At 73.1% G+C, this 16,175-nt stretch carries 15 protein-coding genes; 10 read left to right on the top strand and 5 right to left on the bottom strand.

From position 1 onward, the window contains the following. Position 1 precedes the first annotated feature (1 nt). Both FHX40_RS17945 and FHX40_RS17940 read right to left on the bottom strand, forming a co-directional pair. Entirely contained in the window at positions 2–646 is a 645-nt protein-coding gene (locus FHX40_RS17945; RefSeq protein WP_211350309.1) for a hypothetical protein, read from the bottom strand. A 158-nt stretch (positions 647–804) separates the two neighbouring features. Continuing rightward, positions 805–1,545: a CPBP family glutamic-type intramembrane protease gene (locus FHX40_RS17940; protein WP_142260698.1), complete on the bottom strand. Its 741-nt coding sequence runs from the start codon at positions 1,543–1,545 to the stop codon at positions 805–807. Positions 1,546–1,625: 80 nt separating this feature from the next. On the opposite strand from FHX40_RS17940, the gene FHX40_RS26100 reads away from it, so the two are divergent. Beyond that, on the top strand, positions 1,626–2,276 hold the full coding sequence (locus FHX40_RS26100) for a TetR/AcrR family transcriptional regulator (protein ID WP_142260697.1): 651 nt from the start codon (positions 1,626–1,628) through the stop codon (positions 2,274–2,276). On the opposite strand, the gene FHX40_RS17930 is transcribed toward FHX40_RS26100, so the two are convergent. Beyond that, positions 2,242–2,709: an ATP-binding protein gene (locus tag FHX40_RS17930; RefSeq protein WP_142260696.1), complete on the bottom strand. Its 468-nt coding sequence runs from the start codon at positions 2,707–2,709 to the stop codon at positions 2,242–2,244. The two genes, FHX40_RS26100 and FHX40_RS17930, sit on opposite strands and share 35 nt — an antisense overlap. An 18-nt stretch (positions 2,710–2,727) precedes the next feature. Here FHX40_RS17930 and FHX40_RS17925 point away from each other — a divergent pair, with 18 nt between their 5' ends. Beyond that, positions 2,728–4,149 carry a helix-turn-helix domain-containing protein gene (locus FHX40_RS17925; RefSeq protein WP_142260695.1) on the top strand — a complete coding sequence of 474 codons (1,422 nt, stop codon included), beginning with the start codon at positions 2,728–2,730 and terminating at the stop codon, positions 4,147–4,149. Between the two features lie 204 nt (positions 4,150–4,353). Beyond that, entirely contained in the window at positions 4,354–5,259 is a 906-nt protein-coding gene (locus tag FHX40_RS17920; protein ID WP_229789025.1) for a branched-chain amino acid transaminase, read from the top strand. 18 nt (positions 5,260–5,277) lie between these two features. Here FHX40_RS17920 and FHX40_RS17915 read toward each other — a convergent pair whose 3' ends face one another. Further along, positions 5,278–6,891, bottom strand: coding sequence for an LCP family protein (locus tag FHX40_RS17915; RefSeq protein WP_142260694.1), 1,614 nt, complete (start codon positions 6,889–6,891; stop codon positions 5,278–5,280). Between the two features lie 121 nt (positions 6,892–7,012). Between FHX40_RS17915 and FHX40_RS17910 the strand changes: the two genes are divergently transcribed. Then, positions 7,013–8,080, top strand: a complete 1,068-nt coding sequence (locus FHX40_RS17910; RefSeq protein ID WP_142260693.1) for a glycosyltransferase family 2 protein — start codon at positions 7,013–7,015, stop codon at positions 8,078–8,080. 20 nt (positions 8,081–8,100) lie between these two features. Here the strand turns inward: FHX40_RS17910 and FHX40_RS17905 are convergent, their stop codons facing one another. Beyond that, on the bottom strand, positions 8,101–9,525 hold the full coding sequence (locus tag FHX40_RS17905) for an IspD/TarI family cytidylyltransferase (RefSeq protein WP_229789023.1): 1,425 nt from the start codon (positions 9,523–9,525) through the stop codon (positions 8,101–8,103). 511 nt (positions 9,526–10,036) lie between these two features. Here FHX40_RS17905 and FHX40_RS26095 point away from each other — a divergent pair. The 6 genes from FHX40_RS26095 to FHX40_RS17875 all read left to right on the top strand — a co-directional run bounded on the left by FHX40_RS26095 (position 10,037) and on the right by FHX40_RS17875 (position 16,174). Continuing rightward, positions 10,037–11,776 (top strand): CDP-alcohol phosphatidyltransferase family protein, encoded by a 1,740-nt coding sequence (locus tag FHX40_RS26095; protein WP_142260692.1) that lies wholly within the window; start codon positions 10,037–10,039, stop codon positions 11,774–11,776. Next, the gene (locus FHX40_RS26090; RefSeq protein WP_142260691.1) at positions 11,776–12,393 is read left to right on the top strand and encodes a DUF5941 domain-containing protein; all 618 of its coding nucleotides are present in this window, start codon (positions 11,776–11,778) and stop codon (positions 12,391–12,393) included. Before FHX40_RS26095 ends, FHX40_RS26090 begins: the two co-directional genes overlap by 1 nt. 119 nt (positions 12,394–12,512) lie before the next feature. After that, on the top strand, positions 12,513–13,262 hold the full coding sequence (locus FHX40_RS17890) for a phosphocholine cytidylyltransferase family protein (protein ID WP_142260690.1): 750 nt from the start codon (positions 12,513–12,515) through the stop codon (positions 13,260–13,262). 61 nt (positions 13,263–13,323) lie between these two features. Then, the gene (locus tag FHX40_RS17885; protein ID WP_170198958.1) at positions 13,324–14,364 is read left to right on the top strand and encodes an iron-containing alcohol dehydrogenase family protein; all 1,041 of its coding nucleotides are present in this window, start codon (positions 13,324–13,326) and stop codon (positions 14,362–14,364) included. Further along, a complete protein-coding gene (locus tag FHX40_RS17880; protein ID WP_142260688.1) occupies positions 14,342–15,109 on the top strand; it encodes a CDP-alcohol phosphatidyltransferase family protein in 768 nt (255 codons plus the stop codon). The genes FHX40_RS17885 and FHX40_RS17880 overlap by 23 nt, the downstream gene beginning before the upstream one ends. 162 nt (positions 15,110–15,271) lie before the next feature. Beyond that, positions 15,272–16,174 carry a glycosyltransferase gene (locus FHX40_RS17875; protein WP_142260687.1) on the top strand — a complete coding sequence of 301 codons (903 nt, stop codon included), beginning with the start codon at positions 15,272–15,274 and terminating at the stop codon, positions 16,172–16,174. Position 16,175: the final 1 nt, after the last annotated feature.

Genomic DNA, 16,175 nt, shown 5'->3' with positions numbered 1-16,175 from the left:
CTCAGACACCGGTACGGACGCGCCCGGGCCGCCGTTCGCCCGCGTCCTCCTCCGGCTCCGGCGGCGGGAAGAGCGTCAGCCGCAGCGGCCAGCCGACCAGCCAGACCACGGCGACTTGGACCATCCGGAGCGGGAGGTCCCACAGCACCCCGGTATCCGCATCCGCCACGGCGGCGAGGGACATCACCAGCGCGACCCCGTTGGAGATCGCCGTGGCGGCCGCCCACCGTCCCCACATCCGCCACTCGTGCCGCACCGCCTCACGCCCCCGCGGGCGGGGCGGCCGTGGCCTCCCCTCGAACCGGTGGGCGAACCAGGCGTCCGTACGGCGCACCAGCGCCGGGCCGAAGGCGACGCTGACCCCGAGATACACCGCGGCGAGGCCGTGCGACAGCCCGGGCTCGCCGCCGCGCCGCAGATCCAGCAGCGAGACCACGACCAGCACGAGGTCCACGAGCGGCACACAGACCAGCAGGACCCCGCCGAGCCGCCGGCGCCGGAGCGCGTACCGGGCGAACAGCCCCGCCAGGAGGAACACCCAGAACGCGACCTCACAGCCCACGATCACGAACAGCAGCAGCGGATCGAATACCGTGCCGCCATCGAGGGCGGTCGTGGGCGCGTGATGACCGTTGAGCAGGTTCATGGGACTCCCTCGCGGAGGTTCGCGACCGAGCGCGGCGGCGCGTCACGTGCGACGGGTCCATGAACGCACGTCTGGCGGGCCGAAACGGGCGAGCCGTACGGAAATCGTCCGAAGCATCCTACGAAAGGAGGAAGCGGGCCGGTCACGAGGGCAGGCGGTCAGAGGACGCCACTCGCGATCAGGAATATCCCGAGGCCGTGGCTCAGGGCCGCGGGAACGACACCCCGGCGCATCCGCACAAGAGCACAGATGGCCCCTTCGTACAAGGTGAATGCGAGCAGCGGCAGGCCGACGTCCGTGACGGTCGTGGCGAGGAAGACGTGGCAGGCGGCGAAGAGCAGCGCCGAGAGCGCGGCGGCCCGGACCGGGCCGGCCGTGCGCTCCAGCCGACCCTGGAGCAGGCCGCGGAACAGCACCTCCTCGGCGAAGTTGCCCGCGAGCGCGAGGAAGAGCAGCGCCGCGAGCAGCCCGGCCGGCACGCCGGGCGCGGAGTCGTGCGCCCACAACCGCCGGCCCAGCAGCACCGGGGCCGCGACCAGCACCCCGCCCCCGATTCCCAGGGCCAGGGTGCGCACGTCGAACCGGCCCCAGGCCACCGGCGCGCGCAGCTCGCGGTCGAGCCGCAGCACCCCGGCGACGAACGCGAGCGAGACCACTCCGAACGTGACGAGGACCGTGCCGTCGTTCACGAACCGCAGCCACGGCACCACCCCGCCCGCGACCCCGAACGTCCAGAAGCCCATCGGGGTCATCGCGTCCCGCACGAGCACGAAGGCGAGGATGAGCGTCACGATCCGCAGCAGGGGATCGCGTTCGCCGCGCGCCAGCGCGAAACAGCCGCCGATGAGCAGCAGCCCGGGCAGGACGCGAAGGCCGTAGGCGGCGAGTTCGGGCAGCACGAAACGCCTCCGCTCGGTCGGATGGGAGATGCGGCGGGAACGGTTCGGCCGAACCAAGGCGAGCGCGCTCAACGGAAATAATGCGTTCGATCCACGCCTTCCGGTACTCGCATTGGAGCCACGTGAGCACCCCGCGCAAACGCCCTCGTCAACAGCGCTCCCGCGAGACCGTCGCGGCGATCGAGGAGGCGGCCGCTCAGCTTTTCGACCGGTACGGCTACGCCGCGACCACCACCAACAAGATCGCCGAGCGTGCCGGCGTGTCGATCGGCACCCTGTACCAGTACTTCCCGAACAAGGACGCCCTGCTGTGGTCCCTCGCCGTGCAGCACCTCGAGGCCACCGCCGCCGAGGTCACCGCGGCGCTCGCCCGCGCCGCCGCCGAGGAACCCCCGCTGCCCCGCCTCCTTCACGACCTCGTCCACCGCGTCGCCGCCCTCCACACCACCCGTCCCACCCTGCACCGCCTCCTGTTCGACCAGGCCCCGCGCACACCGGACCTGGTGGCCCGGTTCCGCGCCACCGAACTCGCCCTCGCCACATCCCTCGCCGCCCACCTGCGCCGCCTGGGCGTCGCCCGCTCCGACCCCGAGGCCGCCGCCCTGCTCGCCGTACAGGGGGTGCAGGCCCAGATCCACGGCGTCATGCTCACCCCACCCGACGGCCGCGACCGCGACACCCTGCTCGAAGCCATCGTCACGCAGTGGCACCGGGCGTTGATCGAGTGGTGATGCGGTGATCCCCTGGCAAGGCAACGGGCTCCCCGGGTCGCCGGCAGAACCAGACGGCCTTCCCAACGCCGTCAGGGCCCGAGGTGACACCCCACTCGTCGGCGAGCATGTCGACGATCGCAAGACCGCGTCCGTTCTCGGCGAGATCGTCATCCTGCTGCGACGCCGCCATGGTCACGTCCCAGGGTGTGGTCGGCGCGTTCCCGCCGTCGCCGACCGCGCAGGTCAACCGGCCCTGCTCGGCGTTCCAGGACAGTGAGACGAAGATACGCCCCTCGCCGTGCACGAGAGCGTTCGTGAGGAGCTCCGTCAGCATGAGCAGGATGTCGTCGTCGAGGAGGCCCCACCCCGTGAGAACGCCCCGAGCCCGGTCGCGGGCCTCGGAGACGAACTTGGGCTCCCGCACGACTTCCCAGCTCTCGAACAGGTTCATCCACCACTCCCGGTGCCGATGCCTCGCTTTGGCCTGCGACGGAGCAATCGTTGGTGTAACGATCTGTGGCGAACAAGGTGCGAAGCGTGTTCGTGCGGACACAGGGACACGCTGCGAGGGGTCATGGCGGGAGCGCCGCGAGGTGGGAGGGAGACGCCCTGGAAGACGTTCGGTGAGGAGGTGCGCCGCCGGCGCGAGGCACGCGGAATGAGCCTGCGTGATCTGGCCAGGGAGACCTATTGGAGCTTCTCCCAGCTCGCCAAATGGGAACGAGGTGAAAGGCGGCCGCCCGCCGAGGCGATCGGCCGGCTGGATGTGGTGCTGGAGGCACGAGGAGAGATCGTGGCGGCCGGATTACGGGCCGCGATGGCCGAGCTCGCCGAGGTTGCCGGAGGTAGTCTCGAGGAGAAGGTCTCGGCATGTGGTGAGGACGACGTGGAGCGTCGGGACGCGATCCGCCTGCTCGCCGGTATCGGGTCGGGCGCGGCGGTTCCCATGCCCGTGCTCGAGAGCGTGCTCGAGCGGATCGAGCGCGTACTGGATGAGCGTGTCGATCTCGACGACTGGGAGCGTACGGTCGCCGAGTACGCCTATCTCAACGTGAGGCGGCCGGTCGGTGCGTTGGTGGAGGATCTGGCGGCCGACGTCGCCGCCGTGGCACGGCTGCTGGAACGGGGGAATCCGCCGCGGGTGCAGGCCGGGCTGCTGCGGGTGAGCGCCGGGTTGTCCGGGCTTCTCGCCACCGAGTTCGGTGATCTGGGGAATCGGCGGGCCGCGCGGTTGTCGTGGCGGGCCGCGCGCCGGGCCGCGGACGCGTCCGGTGATCGGGAGCTGGCGGTGTGGGTGCGGGCCAAGGAGGCGGATGACCTGCGCTGGTTCGGGGCGCCCGCGGCGACGATCGCCACGCAGGTGGACGAGGCCGTCGCGCTCGCCGGCGAGACGCCCTCGTACGGGCTGTTCCGCGCGCACACGGTCCGGGCCGAGCTCGCCGCCGCCCGCGGTGATCACGGTACGGCTCGCGCCGCCATCCGGGACTTCGTCCGTACCGCGGAGGGCCTTCCGGAGGACGCCGACGCCCCGGACGCGGCGGTGAGCCTGTTCGTGTCCGGGCACGCCGGGGCCTTCCTCGACTGGCACGAGGCCTATGTGCGCACGCTGATCGGGGACGGGCGGGCCGCCGCGGTGGCCGACCGGGCGATCGGCGGGTATCCGGACGACACCCCTGGGCCGGTGGCACTGCTGCGGCTGATGCAGGCCGTACACCTGGTCCGCGAGCGGGACGTCACCGCAGGGCTCGGCCGTGCGCTCGACGTGGTCGGCTCGGGTAGCCTGACGACCGCGCGGCGGCATCTGGCGGGGAAGGTTCTCGAGGCGCTGCCGGAGCAGGCCCGGGATCTGGAGGCCGCCCGGGAACTGCGGCGGGTCCGGGAGGCCGCCTGAGGCCGGGACTCCGCGGCCGGTGAAACGGCTGCTCCCGCGGTCGCGCGGCAGGGCACGTGGACCGCGGGGCAAGGCGGCGGTCCATCGGGCGCGAGGTTTCTCTTACCTTCGCCGATCAGTTCTCCACTGGGCGGCAAGGTCGTTGACCGGCCGTGGCGGCGTGGCTGAGAATGCCGGGCCGGACACAGCCCCCTTGGAGGCACGGTGAAGCAGGTGGAAGGCGCCAGGATCTGGATGGACGGGGCGTTAGTGCCGGGGCACGAGGCCCGCATCCACGTTCTGACGCACGCGCTGCACTACGGCACCGCCGTACTCGAGGACACGAACGCGTATCTCACGCCGGACGGGCCCGCCATCTTCCGCCTCGACGCCCACCTGGAGCGGCTCTACCGCAGCGCCCGGATGCTCGGGCTGCGCATCCCGTACGACTTCGACGAGCTGCACGAGGCGACGGTGATGACGGTCGTCGCCAACGGGCACTCCTCCTGCCACATCCGGCACCTCGTCTACCGCGGCCACGGCGGGATGGGCCTGCTCGCCCGGGACTGCCCGGTCTCGGTGACGATCGCCACCTGGGAGTGGCCGGAGCGCACCGCCGACGGGGTGCGGCTGATGACGAGCCCGTGGCGGCGCAACGACCCCGCGGCCGTCCCCACGCTCGCGCGGGCGAGCGGCGCCCAGCTCACCGCGGCGCTCGCCAGGGCCGAGGCGGCCGAGGCCGGGTTCGACGAGGCCGTGCTGCTCGACGCGGGCGGGAACGTCGCCGGGTGCACGGGCGCGGACCTCTTCCTCGTCGCCGACGGCGCGCTCGTCACCCCGCCGCACACCGCGGGCGGGCACGCCGACGTCGTCCGGGACACCGTGGAACGGCTCGCCACCGACCTCGGCATCCCGGTACGGCGCCGCGACATCATGCGCGCCGAGCTGTACGCGGCCGACGAGCTGTTCCTGTGCGACGCCGCAGCCGGGATCGTGTGGGTCGCCTCGGTCGACAACCGCGAGGTCGCGGGCGGTGAGGGCCCGGTGACCAAGACCGTCAAGCACGCGTTCGACGACGTGGTGCACGGCCGGGACGCCCGGTACAGCGACTGGCTCACGCTGATCCTGTGAGCCGGTACGCCGGGCGCGTCAGCTCCGGCAGATGTTCTGGGTCGCGGTCCGCGCCGACGGGGACGGCGAGGCCCCCGGCGTGGCCGCGGGCGAGGGCACGGCCACGGTCACCTTGCGCACGCCCGGGTGCTGCCGGCCGACGATGACCTCGATGCCCTCGATGTCGGCCTGCCGTACCTCGGCGCCGGGGATCGCGGCGGCGACCGTGCGCGCCGAGTCCTCCCGGCCCGGCGCGTACCTGATCACGGTCTTCTCGTAGGCGGTCGCGGTGTTCCCGGCGGGGGAGGGGACGAGGAAGCCGGCGTCGATCAGCTCCTGCCGCGTCCGGGCCCCGAGCCCGTTGACGTCGGTGCCGTTGTACACGCGCAGCATGATCCGCGACGGCGGGATCGTGGGCGACGCGGACGGGCTCGGCGTGGCCGAGGCGGCGCCGCCGGGGGTGGCCGTGCCTCCGGAGGAGGGGGTGGCGGACGGCGACGTAACTGGCTTGATGAGCGGCTCGTCGTCCTTGATCCGGCGGAACAGCTCGGCCGCGGCGGCCTTGTCCCACAGCACGGCCGACTCGCCGGTGGGCGTGCGGTAGTCCACGTCGGCGAGCGGCACCGTGGCGAACTCCACGTCGTCGGTGGACACGTCGCGGAGCTGCTCGGCGAGGCCGAGCAGGTTCTGGCTGAGCGCCCGGTCCACGGTGATCGTGCGCAGCGCGGAGTTGATCAGGTTGGTGAGCCGGACCGGGTTGGCGAGGGTGCCGCCGCTGAGCGCCCGGTCGAGCAGCGCGGACAGCACCTGCTGCTGCCGGTCGATGCGGTCGAGGTCGGAGCGGGCGGTGGCCCGGGTGCGGGCGTAGAACAGCGCCTGCACCCCGTCGAGCTCGTGCGTGCCCGCGGGCAGCCGGAACTTCGTCTTCGTGTCGTTGATCGGCACCGGGGTGCACACCTCGATGCCGCCGACCGCGTCCACCACGTCGATGAAGCCGAGCACGTTCACCTCGACGTAGTGGTGGATCGGCAGCCCGGTGGCCTGCCGTACCGTCTCCACGGTCAGCTTGGGCCCGCCGAACTGGTACGCCGAGTTGATCTTGTGCTCGCCCTTGCCGGGGATGGTCACCCAGCTGTCCCGGGGCAGGCTCACCACGGTGATCCGGTCGTGGTCCTCGGACAGGTGGATGAGCATCATCGTGTCGGTGCGCCGCCCGAGGTCACGGCCGAGGTGGAGCAGGTTCTGCTGCCTGCGGGTGAGGTGGTCGCGCCGGTCCACACCGACGAGCAGGATGTTGAGCGCGCCGCGCGGCTCGGCCTCCACCGTGCCCGCGTCGACCGCGCCGACCTGCCCGGCCGCGTAGTTCGGCAGCGCCCACACCACGCCCGACCCGGCGAGCACGAGCGCGGACAGCGCGCCGGTGACGATCAGCGACCGCCGCCGCGCCCGCGGGTCCCGCCGCTTCCGCCGTACGGCACGGCGCAGGCAGCCGGGCGGCGCGGGCCGCGGGCCGGACCGGCCGCCGGTACGGGACGCGCGCGGCGGGTCGAGCCGTACCTTGCCGTAGGCGTCCCCACCGACCCGCACCCCGGAGCCGACCTCGGCCTCGTCACCGGAGCCGGCCGCACGGGCACCGGGGTCGTCGTCGCGCATCGCGGTGCCCCCTCTCCGTCAATCTCGGGGCGTTCTCGAACATCCCGGGTCGCCGGGCCGCGCGCGGAATTCCGCGTCTGTTGCGATCCCTGCCCGCTCGTACAGTAGCGTGATCGCAGCCATGAAGCAGTTCCCCGACTCGCCACGAGTTGCCCAGATGACACGTGTCTGGCCACCCATATCCGTGATCATGCCGATCCTCAATGAGGAGCGGCATCTGCGCGACGCGGTCCACCAGGTGCTGTCCCAGCAGTACGACGGACCGATCGAGGTCGTGCTCGCCGTCGGCCCCTCCCAGGACCGCACTCAGGAGGTCGCCGACGCGCTCGCCGCCGAGGACCCCCGGGTCCGGGTCGTGCCGAACCCGACCGGCCGCACCCCGAACGCGCTCAACGCCGCGATCGCGGCCACCCGATACGACATCATCGCCCGCGTCGACGGCCACGCCATGCTCCCGCCGGACTACCTGCGGGTGGCGGTGGAGACGCTGGAGGCGACCGGCGCCGACAACGTGGGCGGCATCATGGCCGCCGAGGGGATCACCCCGTTCGAGAAGGCCGTGGCCCGCGCCATGACCTCGAAGATCGGCGTGGGCGGCGCGCGGTTCCACACCGGTGGCGAGCCCGGGCCGGCCGACACCGTCTATCTGGGGGTGTTCCGGCGCTCGGCGCTGGAGCGGGTCGGCGGCTACGACGAGCACTTCCTGCGCGCCCAGGACTGGGAGATGAACTACCGCATCCGCAAGACCGGCGGCCTGGTGTACTTCCAGCCGCGGATGCGGGTCTCCTACCGCCCCCGCCCGAACGTGAAGGCGCTCGCCAAGCAGTACTTCCACTACGGCCGCTGGCGCCACGTGGTGGCCCGCACCCACCCGGGCACGATCAACATGCGGTACCTCGCCCCGCCCGCCGCCGTGGTCGGCGTGCTCGCCGGGCTGGTGGCCGCGCCGTTCTTCTGGCCCGCGCTCGTCCTCCCGCTGGGCTACCTTGCGGCGATCCTCGCCGGGTCGGTGGCGACCGGGTCGGGGCTGTCCGCCAAGTCCCGCGCCTGGCTGCCGATCGCCTACATCACCATGCACATGTCCTGGGGGCTCGGCTTCCTCACCAGCCCGCCGAGCCTGGCGAAGAACGCCGCGGCGCGGCTCGCCCGGACCCAGCAGGGCGCCGGGGCGAACCCCGCCCGGCACTGAACCGCTGAGCGCGCCGCGGCTCAGCCCGCGGCGCGCACGCCGAGCACCGCGCCGGTACGGCCGGAGGCGAGTACGGCGAGCGCGGTCTCGGCCAGCGCCGAAACAGCGGCCGCGCCCGTCATGCCCCCGGCCCCGCCACCGTTCGCCGTGGCGGGGTCGACGCAGTTGACGCGGATCTCGTGGCCCGCCCACTCCTTGGCCAGCGCGCCGGCGAGCGCGGCGACCGCGGCCCGCACCGGCGCGTGCAGCGCGCTCCCCGCCTCGTCCGGCTCCGGCGGCCAGACGCACAGCAGCAGCTGGCCCCGGCTCTCCCGCAGGTACGGCAGGGCCGCCCGCGCCACCTGCGCCGGACCCGCGCAGCCGCCGCCCAGCGCCGCGGCGATCGCCTCCGGCGCGGCCTGCTCCAACCGCCCGGCCGGCGGCGGGTCCACCGCGCACACCACGTGGTCCACGCGGCCCGACTTCTCGGCCGCCGTGGCGAGCACGGTGGCGAGCGCCTCGTCGACCGCCCGCGCGTCGCCGGGCCGCGGCCCGTCCGCGGTGCCGTACCGGTGCACGGCCGCGCCGTACCCGGCGAGCCGGTCGGCGATCGCGGCCGCCGCGCCCCGGCCGTCGCCGAACACCACCACGGTCCGGCCCGCGAACGCCGCCCGCCCCGCCGCCGGATCGGGGAGCGGCGCGGCGGCGCGCCCGGTCAGCTCGAAGAGCCGCTCGGCGATCGCCACGTCCACCGGGTGGGTGATCTTCAGGTTGTGCTCGGCGCCGGGCACCACGTGAATCGGCACCTCGGGCAGGTAGCGCAGCACCACCCCGCAGTCGTCGGTGGCGGGCCGCTCGGCGAAGCCCGGGTCGGCGAACGCCCGCCGGTACGCCTCCCGGATCACCGACAGCCGGAACCCCTGCGGCGTCTGGGTGCGGCGCAGCGTGGCGCGGTCCGGCACGTCCGCGACGATCTCGCCGCCGGGCCCGCCGGTCACCCGCACGATCGTGTCCGCGCTGGGGATCGCCACCTCCAGCGCCTCGCAGTGCTCCAGCGCGGCCACGCACGCGCGGATCACCTCCGCGTCCACCAGCGGGCGCACCGCGTCGTGCAGCAGCACGTCGCACTCCCGCTCGCCGAGCGCCGCAAGGGCCCGCCAGGTCGACTCGGTACGGCTCGCCCCGCCCTCGACCACCGCGGTCACCTTGCGGAAGCCGCCGCGGGCGACGATGCGCTCCGCCTCGGCCACGTGCCCCGGCGCCATGAGCACCACGATCTCGTCGATCTCCGGCACCGCCTCGAAGGCCGCGACGCTGTGCTCGAGGATCGTCCGCCCCGCGACCGTGAGGAGCTGCTTCGGCACGGGCGCGCCCATGCGCTGCCCGACCCCGCCGGCGAGCACCACCGCCACCACGGGCAGCGCGCGCGACCGGCGCGCCTGCCGGGGATGCCCATCGCTCTGCACGGTGTCCGACTCCTCCTGCCCGACTCCCCGCCTGTCTCCTCACGATGCGCACCCGCGCCGGGACGTCCGGCGACGGGCGGGACGCACGCGTCAGCCGGGCCAAACATACCGCCACCCGGATCGCCCCCGGAGCCGTGACCGTGTCAGTCTGGAAGGAAACGGCGTTTTTACTGTTACGAAGTGACTGCGTTTGGTAGCTTGAACGCTCACCACCTTTACCGCACGGGGAATTCGCGGCTGACGTCGCTCGGTCACCGCAACGGTCGGGTTTATGCGAATCGGCACCGACCGGGGCGAGCCGGCCCGGCCGGCGCGGCCCCGGAGAGAAGGGGTGCGTGCTCGATTACCGCACGCGGCCGCCGGTGACCGGGGCGGATACGGCCCGAAGGCCCGCGGAAACCCGATAGTGCGATTCGGAGGCTCGGCTCGATGAAGCAGGAGACCGCAGCAGCACCGAAAGAAGCGTCGTATCGGGATTTTCCATCCCGTCGTGCCGGGGAGTCTGAGTCGATTGCCTGATTCCGCCGTCGTATTCCCGCCGGGCCCGAACGCGGTGCCGCAGGCCGCGGCCCTGATCATCGCGACCACGCCCGCCGCCGGGCTGACCGTCACCGAGCCGCAGGCGGCCGGAGCGCCGGACGACGCGGAGCCGGAACCCGGCCCGGTCGCCCTGCTCGCCCGCCTCGCCGGTCAGCTCGGCAGGCTGCCCGTCGCCCGGCTGCACGTGATCGCACGCGACGCCGCCGCGCCGCACCACGCCGCCTTCGCCGCCGACCCGTCCGCCGGGCAGGTCACCGGCACGGCCACCGACCCGCGCGCCGCCGCCGGCGGTGGCGTCACGGCCTCCGGCACCCTGCCGGACGAGGGCGCGCTGCTCACCGCCGACGACGTCACGGCCGTGCTCTCCCGGAGCGGGCGGCTCCGCCCGCACGTGATCACCAGCGGGGACCTCGCCGCCGACCTGCGCGAGGTGGCCGCGGTCGCCCGCGCCGACCCCGGGCCGCTGCTCGTGCTCCCCGGCGACCTGGTGGCGCACACCGAGGCCGTCGCCCGGCTGGTCGACCTGGCCGGGCCGGAGACGGGCGCACTCGTCGGACCGGCCGCCGGGGCGGGCCCGCTGCGCGCCCCGGTCCGGGTGGAGGACGGCCGGGTGGCCGCGGCGGGCAACGCGTTCCACGAGGTCACCGCGGCGAACGCCACGTTCGCCGGGGCGCTCCGGGTCTGCCGCCGGGACCTCGCGGCCCTCGCCGAGGTGGCCGAGGAGCTCGCCGGCCTCGTCGAGGCGGGACGGCTGGGCGCGGTGCCCGCCGCCCAGGCGGGCGAGCTGCTGCTCACCGGCCTGGTCCGGGCGGGCGTCCCGGTCCGGGCGGTGACCCTGGGCCCGCTGCGCGCCCGCCGCGTCGCCGACCGGGCCGCCGCCGAGGCCGAGCTCGCCGCGCTCGCCGAGGTGGACGAGGAGCGGGCCCGGCTCGACGCCGCGATCAAGCAGGACGACGGGGTGTTCACCCGGTACGCGGTGAGCTCCTGGTCGGGGCACCTGGTGCCGGCCGCGGCGCGGGCCAAGCTCACCCCGAACGCGGTCACCGGCATCTCGGTCGGCTTCGCCGCCATCGCCGCCGTCTGGTTCTCCGCGGGCACCACGGCCGGCCTGCTCGCCGGCGCGCTCGCGTACTACCTGTCGTTCGTGCTCGACTGCGTGGACGGGCAGCTCGCCCGGTTCACCCGGCGCCGCACCGCGCTCGGCGCCTGGCTCGACACCGTGTGCGACCGGGGCAAGGAGTTCGGCGTGTACGCGGCGCTCGCCATCGGGTACACGGCGGTCGACGAGCAGCGGGAGACCGTCTGGCCGCTCGCGATCGCCGCGATGCTGCTGCTCGCGCTGCGCCACGCCATCGGCTCGGCGTACGCGGACGCGTTCCCGTCCGACCGGGACGGCGGGGGACGGCGCGGCCCCGCCCGCTCCCTCACCCTGCCCTACGACCTCGGCCCGGACGACGCCGCACCTGGTGAGCCCGTAACCGGCGGCGGGCGGCGCGGCACCGCAGGCCGGGCGCGGCGGGCGCCGCGGCTGGTGTGGGCGCGGCGCATGGTGGTGCTCCCGATCGGCGAGCGGACCGCGCTCATCTGCGTCACCGCCCCCCTGTTCCAGGCCAGGGTGACGTTCCTCACCCTGCTCGCCTGGGGCGGGGTGGCGACGCTCTACATGCTGGCGGGCCGCGTCCTGCGGTCCGTGCGTGCGGCGGAGGGGTGATGTCCGTGACCGTGCACATGGTGCCCGTGCCCCGTTCCCCGATCATCGCCTACCGGGACGACGGCGGCCTCGCCCGCACGATGGGGGCGGTGGTCGCCGGGCAGCTCCCGCCGCTGCCGCCCGCGATCGCCGGGGCGTTCGTGGGCGGCGTGCTGCTCGCGGTCGGGGTGGCGAAGTCGCCCACGCTGTCGATCTTCGTGCCGGTGGTGGCGGTGCTGCTCGCCGGGCCGGGCAGCTCGCACGCGCACGACGGCCGGCTCGACTGGCTGACCGTGCCGGTGCTGCGGCTGATGGAGTACGGCTTCGTCCTCGCCGTCGCGCTCGCCTGGGCGGTGCCGTGGCCGGTGGTGTTCGCGCTGCTCGGAGCGGTCCTGTTCCACCACTATGATCTTGTGCAGCGCATGCGGCAGCGGGTCTACCCGCCGCGCTGGCTTGGCACGGCCGGCCTCGGCTGGGAGGGCCGCATGCTGGTCGTCGCGCTCGTGGGCGCGGTACCCGCGCTCGTCCTGCTGCTCGCGATCTACCTGTGGGGCGTGTTCCTGTGGGAGAGCGTCACCTGCTGGGCGGCCGCCACGGACTCCGACGAGGCGGCCGTCCCGGCGGATGCCGGGGAGTGAGCCTTCACACGGTTCTTACCGTGTGGGCACGGTGGTGAACTCCCGATTACACGATCACCACTGTCAGGCAACTACCCTTTTGGCCTACATAGGAACCGCTCGGACATCAGGAGTGCACCTTGCTCGGAATGGTGCTGGCCGCCGGGGCCGGTCGACGGCTCCGGCCGTACACCGACACGCTGCCCAAGGCGCTCGTGCCGGTTGACGGCGAGACGACGATCCTCGACATCGCGCTGCGCAACCTCGCGGCGGTGGACCTACGCGACGTGGTGGTGATCGTCGGCTACGCGGCGCAGGCCGTACACGACCGCAAGGCGGACCTGGAGCGCAGGCACGGCGTGCGGCTCACCCTCGTGCACAACGACAAGGCCGAGGAGTGGAACAACGCCTACTCGCTGTGGTGCGCGCGGGAGTACTTCGGGCAGGGTGCGCTGCTGGTCAACGGCGACACCGTGCACCCGGTGTCGGTGGAACAGACCCTGCTGTCCGCCCCCGCGACCACCGACATCCTGCTCGCCGTGGACGACGTCAAGACGCTCGGCGAGGAGGAGATGAAGGTCACCCTCACCGAGGACGGGTACCTTCGCGAGATCACCAAGCTGATGGACCCGGCGCGGGCGTACGGCGAGTACATCGGCGCCACCCTGATCCGCCCCGGCGCGGCCGAGCGGCTCGCCGACGCGCTCAAGGCCACCTTCGAGCGGGACCCGCAGCTCTACTACGAGGACGGCTACGCCGAGATGGTGGCCCGGGGCGAGAAGATCGGGGTCGCGCCGATCGGCACGGTGGACTGGGTCGAGGTGGACGACCACAACGACCTCGCCAAGGCCCGGCGGATCGCCGCCCGGTACACGGAGCCGGTCTCATGATCCGCGCCGCGCTCCACCGCATCCCTGTGCGAAAGGGGTGGCCATGCCGCTGTTAGCACGCATGCTCACCGCGCCGCTCACCGTGCAGGTACGGCGCGGCGCCGTCGCCGACCTCGGCGCCCTGCTGTCGGACAGCCGGGTGGCGACGTCGGGCCGGATCGCGGTCGCGGTCGGCGCAGGCCAGGGCGACCAGATCGCCAAGATCATCGAGCCCACGCTGTGCGATGCCAAGGTGTTCCACGTGCCCGACGGGTCGGTCGACGCGGCGGTGTCCCTCGGCGCCGACCTGCGCAAGGGCGCCTACGAGGCGGTGGTCGGCATCGGCGGCGGCAAGACGATCGACGTCACCAAGTACGCCGCCTCGCTCGCCGGCATCCCGATGGTGGCGGTGGCGACCAACCTGTCGCACGACGGCATCTGCTCGCCGGTCTCGTCGCTGGAGCACGAGGGCGGCAAGGGGTCGTTCGGGGTGACGATGCCGCTGGCGATCCTCGTCGACCTCGACTTCGTGCACAAGGCGCCGCCGAAGCTGGTCCGGGCGGGCGTCGGCGACGTGATCAGCAACCTGTCGGCGATCGAGGACTGGCAGCTCGGCAACGCCGAGCACGGCGAGCCGATCGACGGGCTGGCGGTGTCCATGGCCCGCACCGCGGCCGAGGCCGTGGTCAACCGGGAGGACTCCGTCGAGTCGGACGCGTTCCTCACCGTGCTCGCCGAGTCGCTGATCCTCTCCGGCATGGCGATGGTGGTCGCCGGGTCGTCGCGGCCGTCGAGCGGCGGGGACCACGAGATCCTGCACGCCGTCGACCAGCTCTTCCCGGGCACGTCCAACCACGGGGAGCTCGCCGGGATCGGCACGGCCTTCTGCTTCTTCCTGCGTGAGGACGAGGCGCGGCTGGGGCAGGTGGTCGAGTGCCTGCGCCGGCACAACCTGCCGGTGACCCCGCAGGACGTCGGCCTGTCCGCCGAGCAGTTCACCGAGGCGGTGCTGCTCGCCCCGTCCACGCGGCCGGGCCGGTACACGATCCTGGAGCACCTGGGCCTGTCGGAGTCCGAGATTCGCGACCGGGTGGAACGTTATGTCGATGCCGTCGCTGGCTGAGTTCCGGCGGATCGCCCAGCCGCCTGCCACGCTCGACCGGCGCAGCGGCGAGCACTGGGCGGGCCTGCTCTACATGCGCAGGCTGTCGATCTACGTGACGTACGCGCTCGCCCGCACGCCGATCACGCCCAACCAGGTCACCGGCCTGATGATCGTGTGCGGCGTGCTGGCGGGCGTGGTGCTCGCGCTGCCCGGCGTGGCGGCGGCGTTCGGCGCGGCCCTGCTCATCCAGGTGTACCTGCTGCTCGACTGCTCGGACGGCGAGCTCGCCCGGTACACCGGGCGGACCTCGATCGCCGGCGTCTACCTCGACCGGGTAGGGCACTACTTCGCCGAGGCGGCCCTGCTCATCGGGCTGGGCTTCCGCGCCTCGGAGACGTGGCCCGACTGGTACACCGTGCTGGGCTTCGCGGCCGCGCTCGGTGCCATACTGATCAAGGCCGAGACGGACCTGGTCGACGTGGCGCGGGCCCGCTCCGGGCTCGTGGCGGCGACCGAGGAGTCGGCGGGCCAGTTCCGCTCGTCAGGTCTGGCGCGGGCGCGCCGGATCGCGGCGGCGCTGCGGTTCCACCGGCTCGTGCAGGCCGTCGAGCTGAGCCTCGTCGCGCTGGTGGCGGCGGTGGCCGACAGGTTCCTCGGCGAACCGTTCGTCACCCGCTGGCTCGTCGTGGCTTGTGCGATCGTCGCGGCTGTGCAAATGATTCTTCACTTGGTGAGCATTCTCGCGTCACGGCGGCTAACGTGATCGGTAACCGGAACCCGGTAGGGGCGTGGAACGTCAAACGGGTGTACACCCGCCGTTTGGCGGCTGTTCGCCCGGGGTTTCGCTACCCTTGTTGCCCAACGAACTCCGCAGACCCGAGATGCACGCTCACAGACTTGGTGATCATGAAAGCATGTGCCTTCCATGCGTCAGGACGATGACGCGTTGAAGCTCTCATGTGTCATTCTCACCATGGGCAACCGGGTCGCGGAGTTGAACCGGGCGGTCGAGTCCGCGCTGAACCAGGCCGATGGTGACATAGAGATAGTGATCGTCGGCAACGGCGCCGACGTACCGCCGATCACGGCGCAGATTCCGCCCGGGTCGAAGGCGACGATCAAGACGATCCGCCTTCCGGAGAACGTCGGCATCCCCGAGGGCCGCAATCGCGGGGTGCAGGAGTGCACCGGTGACGTGGTGCTCTTCCTCGACGACGACGGGTGGTACGCCAACTCCAAGGTGGCGGCCCACATCCGGGAGCGGTTCGCGACCGAGCCCGACCTCGCCGTGATCTCGCTGCGGGTGATGGACCCCGACGGCGGCGCCGGCCAGCGGCGGCACGTGCCGCGGCTGCGTGCCGGCGACCCGGCGCGGTCCTCCGAGGTCACCACCTTCCTCGGCGGCGCGAGCGCGGTACGGCGCTCCGCGTTCCTCCAGGTGGGCGGCCTGCCGGAGAAGTTCTTCTACGCCCACGAGGAGACCGACCTGGCCTGGCGGCTGCTCGGCGAGGGCTACCGCATCGAGTACGACGCCGAGACGGTGATGTACCACCCGCAGGTGCCGCCGACCCGGCACCCGGACTTCTACCGGCTCAACGCGCGTAACCGGGTGTGGCTGGCCCGCCGCAACCTGCCGTGGGTGCTCGCCGTGCCGTACCTGGTCAACTGGATCGTGCTCACGCTGATCCGGGAGCGGTCCCTGTCCGCGCTCAAGGCGTGGTTCAAGGGCTTCTTCGAGGGGCTGCGCGAGCCCGCGGGTGAGCGTCGCCCGATGACCTGGCGCACCGCGTGGCGGATGCTGCGCCTGGGCCGGCCCCCGATCGTCTAGC

Origin of the sequence: Thermopolyspora flexuosa, from assembly GCF_006716785.1 — a bacterium.
Taxonomy (GTDB): Bacteria; Actinomycetota; Actinomycetes; order Streptosporangiales; family Streptosporangiaceae; genus Thermopolyspora; species Thermopolyspora flexuosa.
The sequence above is the reverse complement of the archived record's forward strand: the minus strand, read 5'-3'. Positions and strand labels throughout refer to the sequence as shown.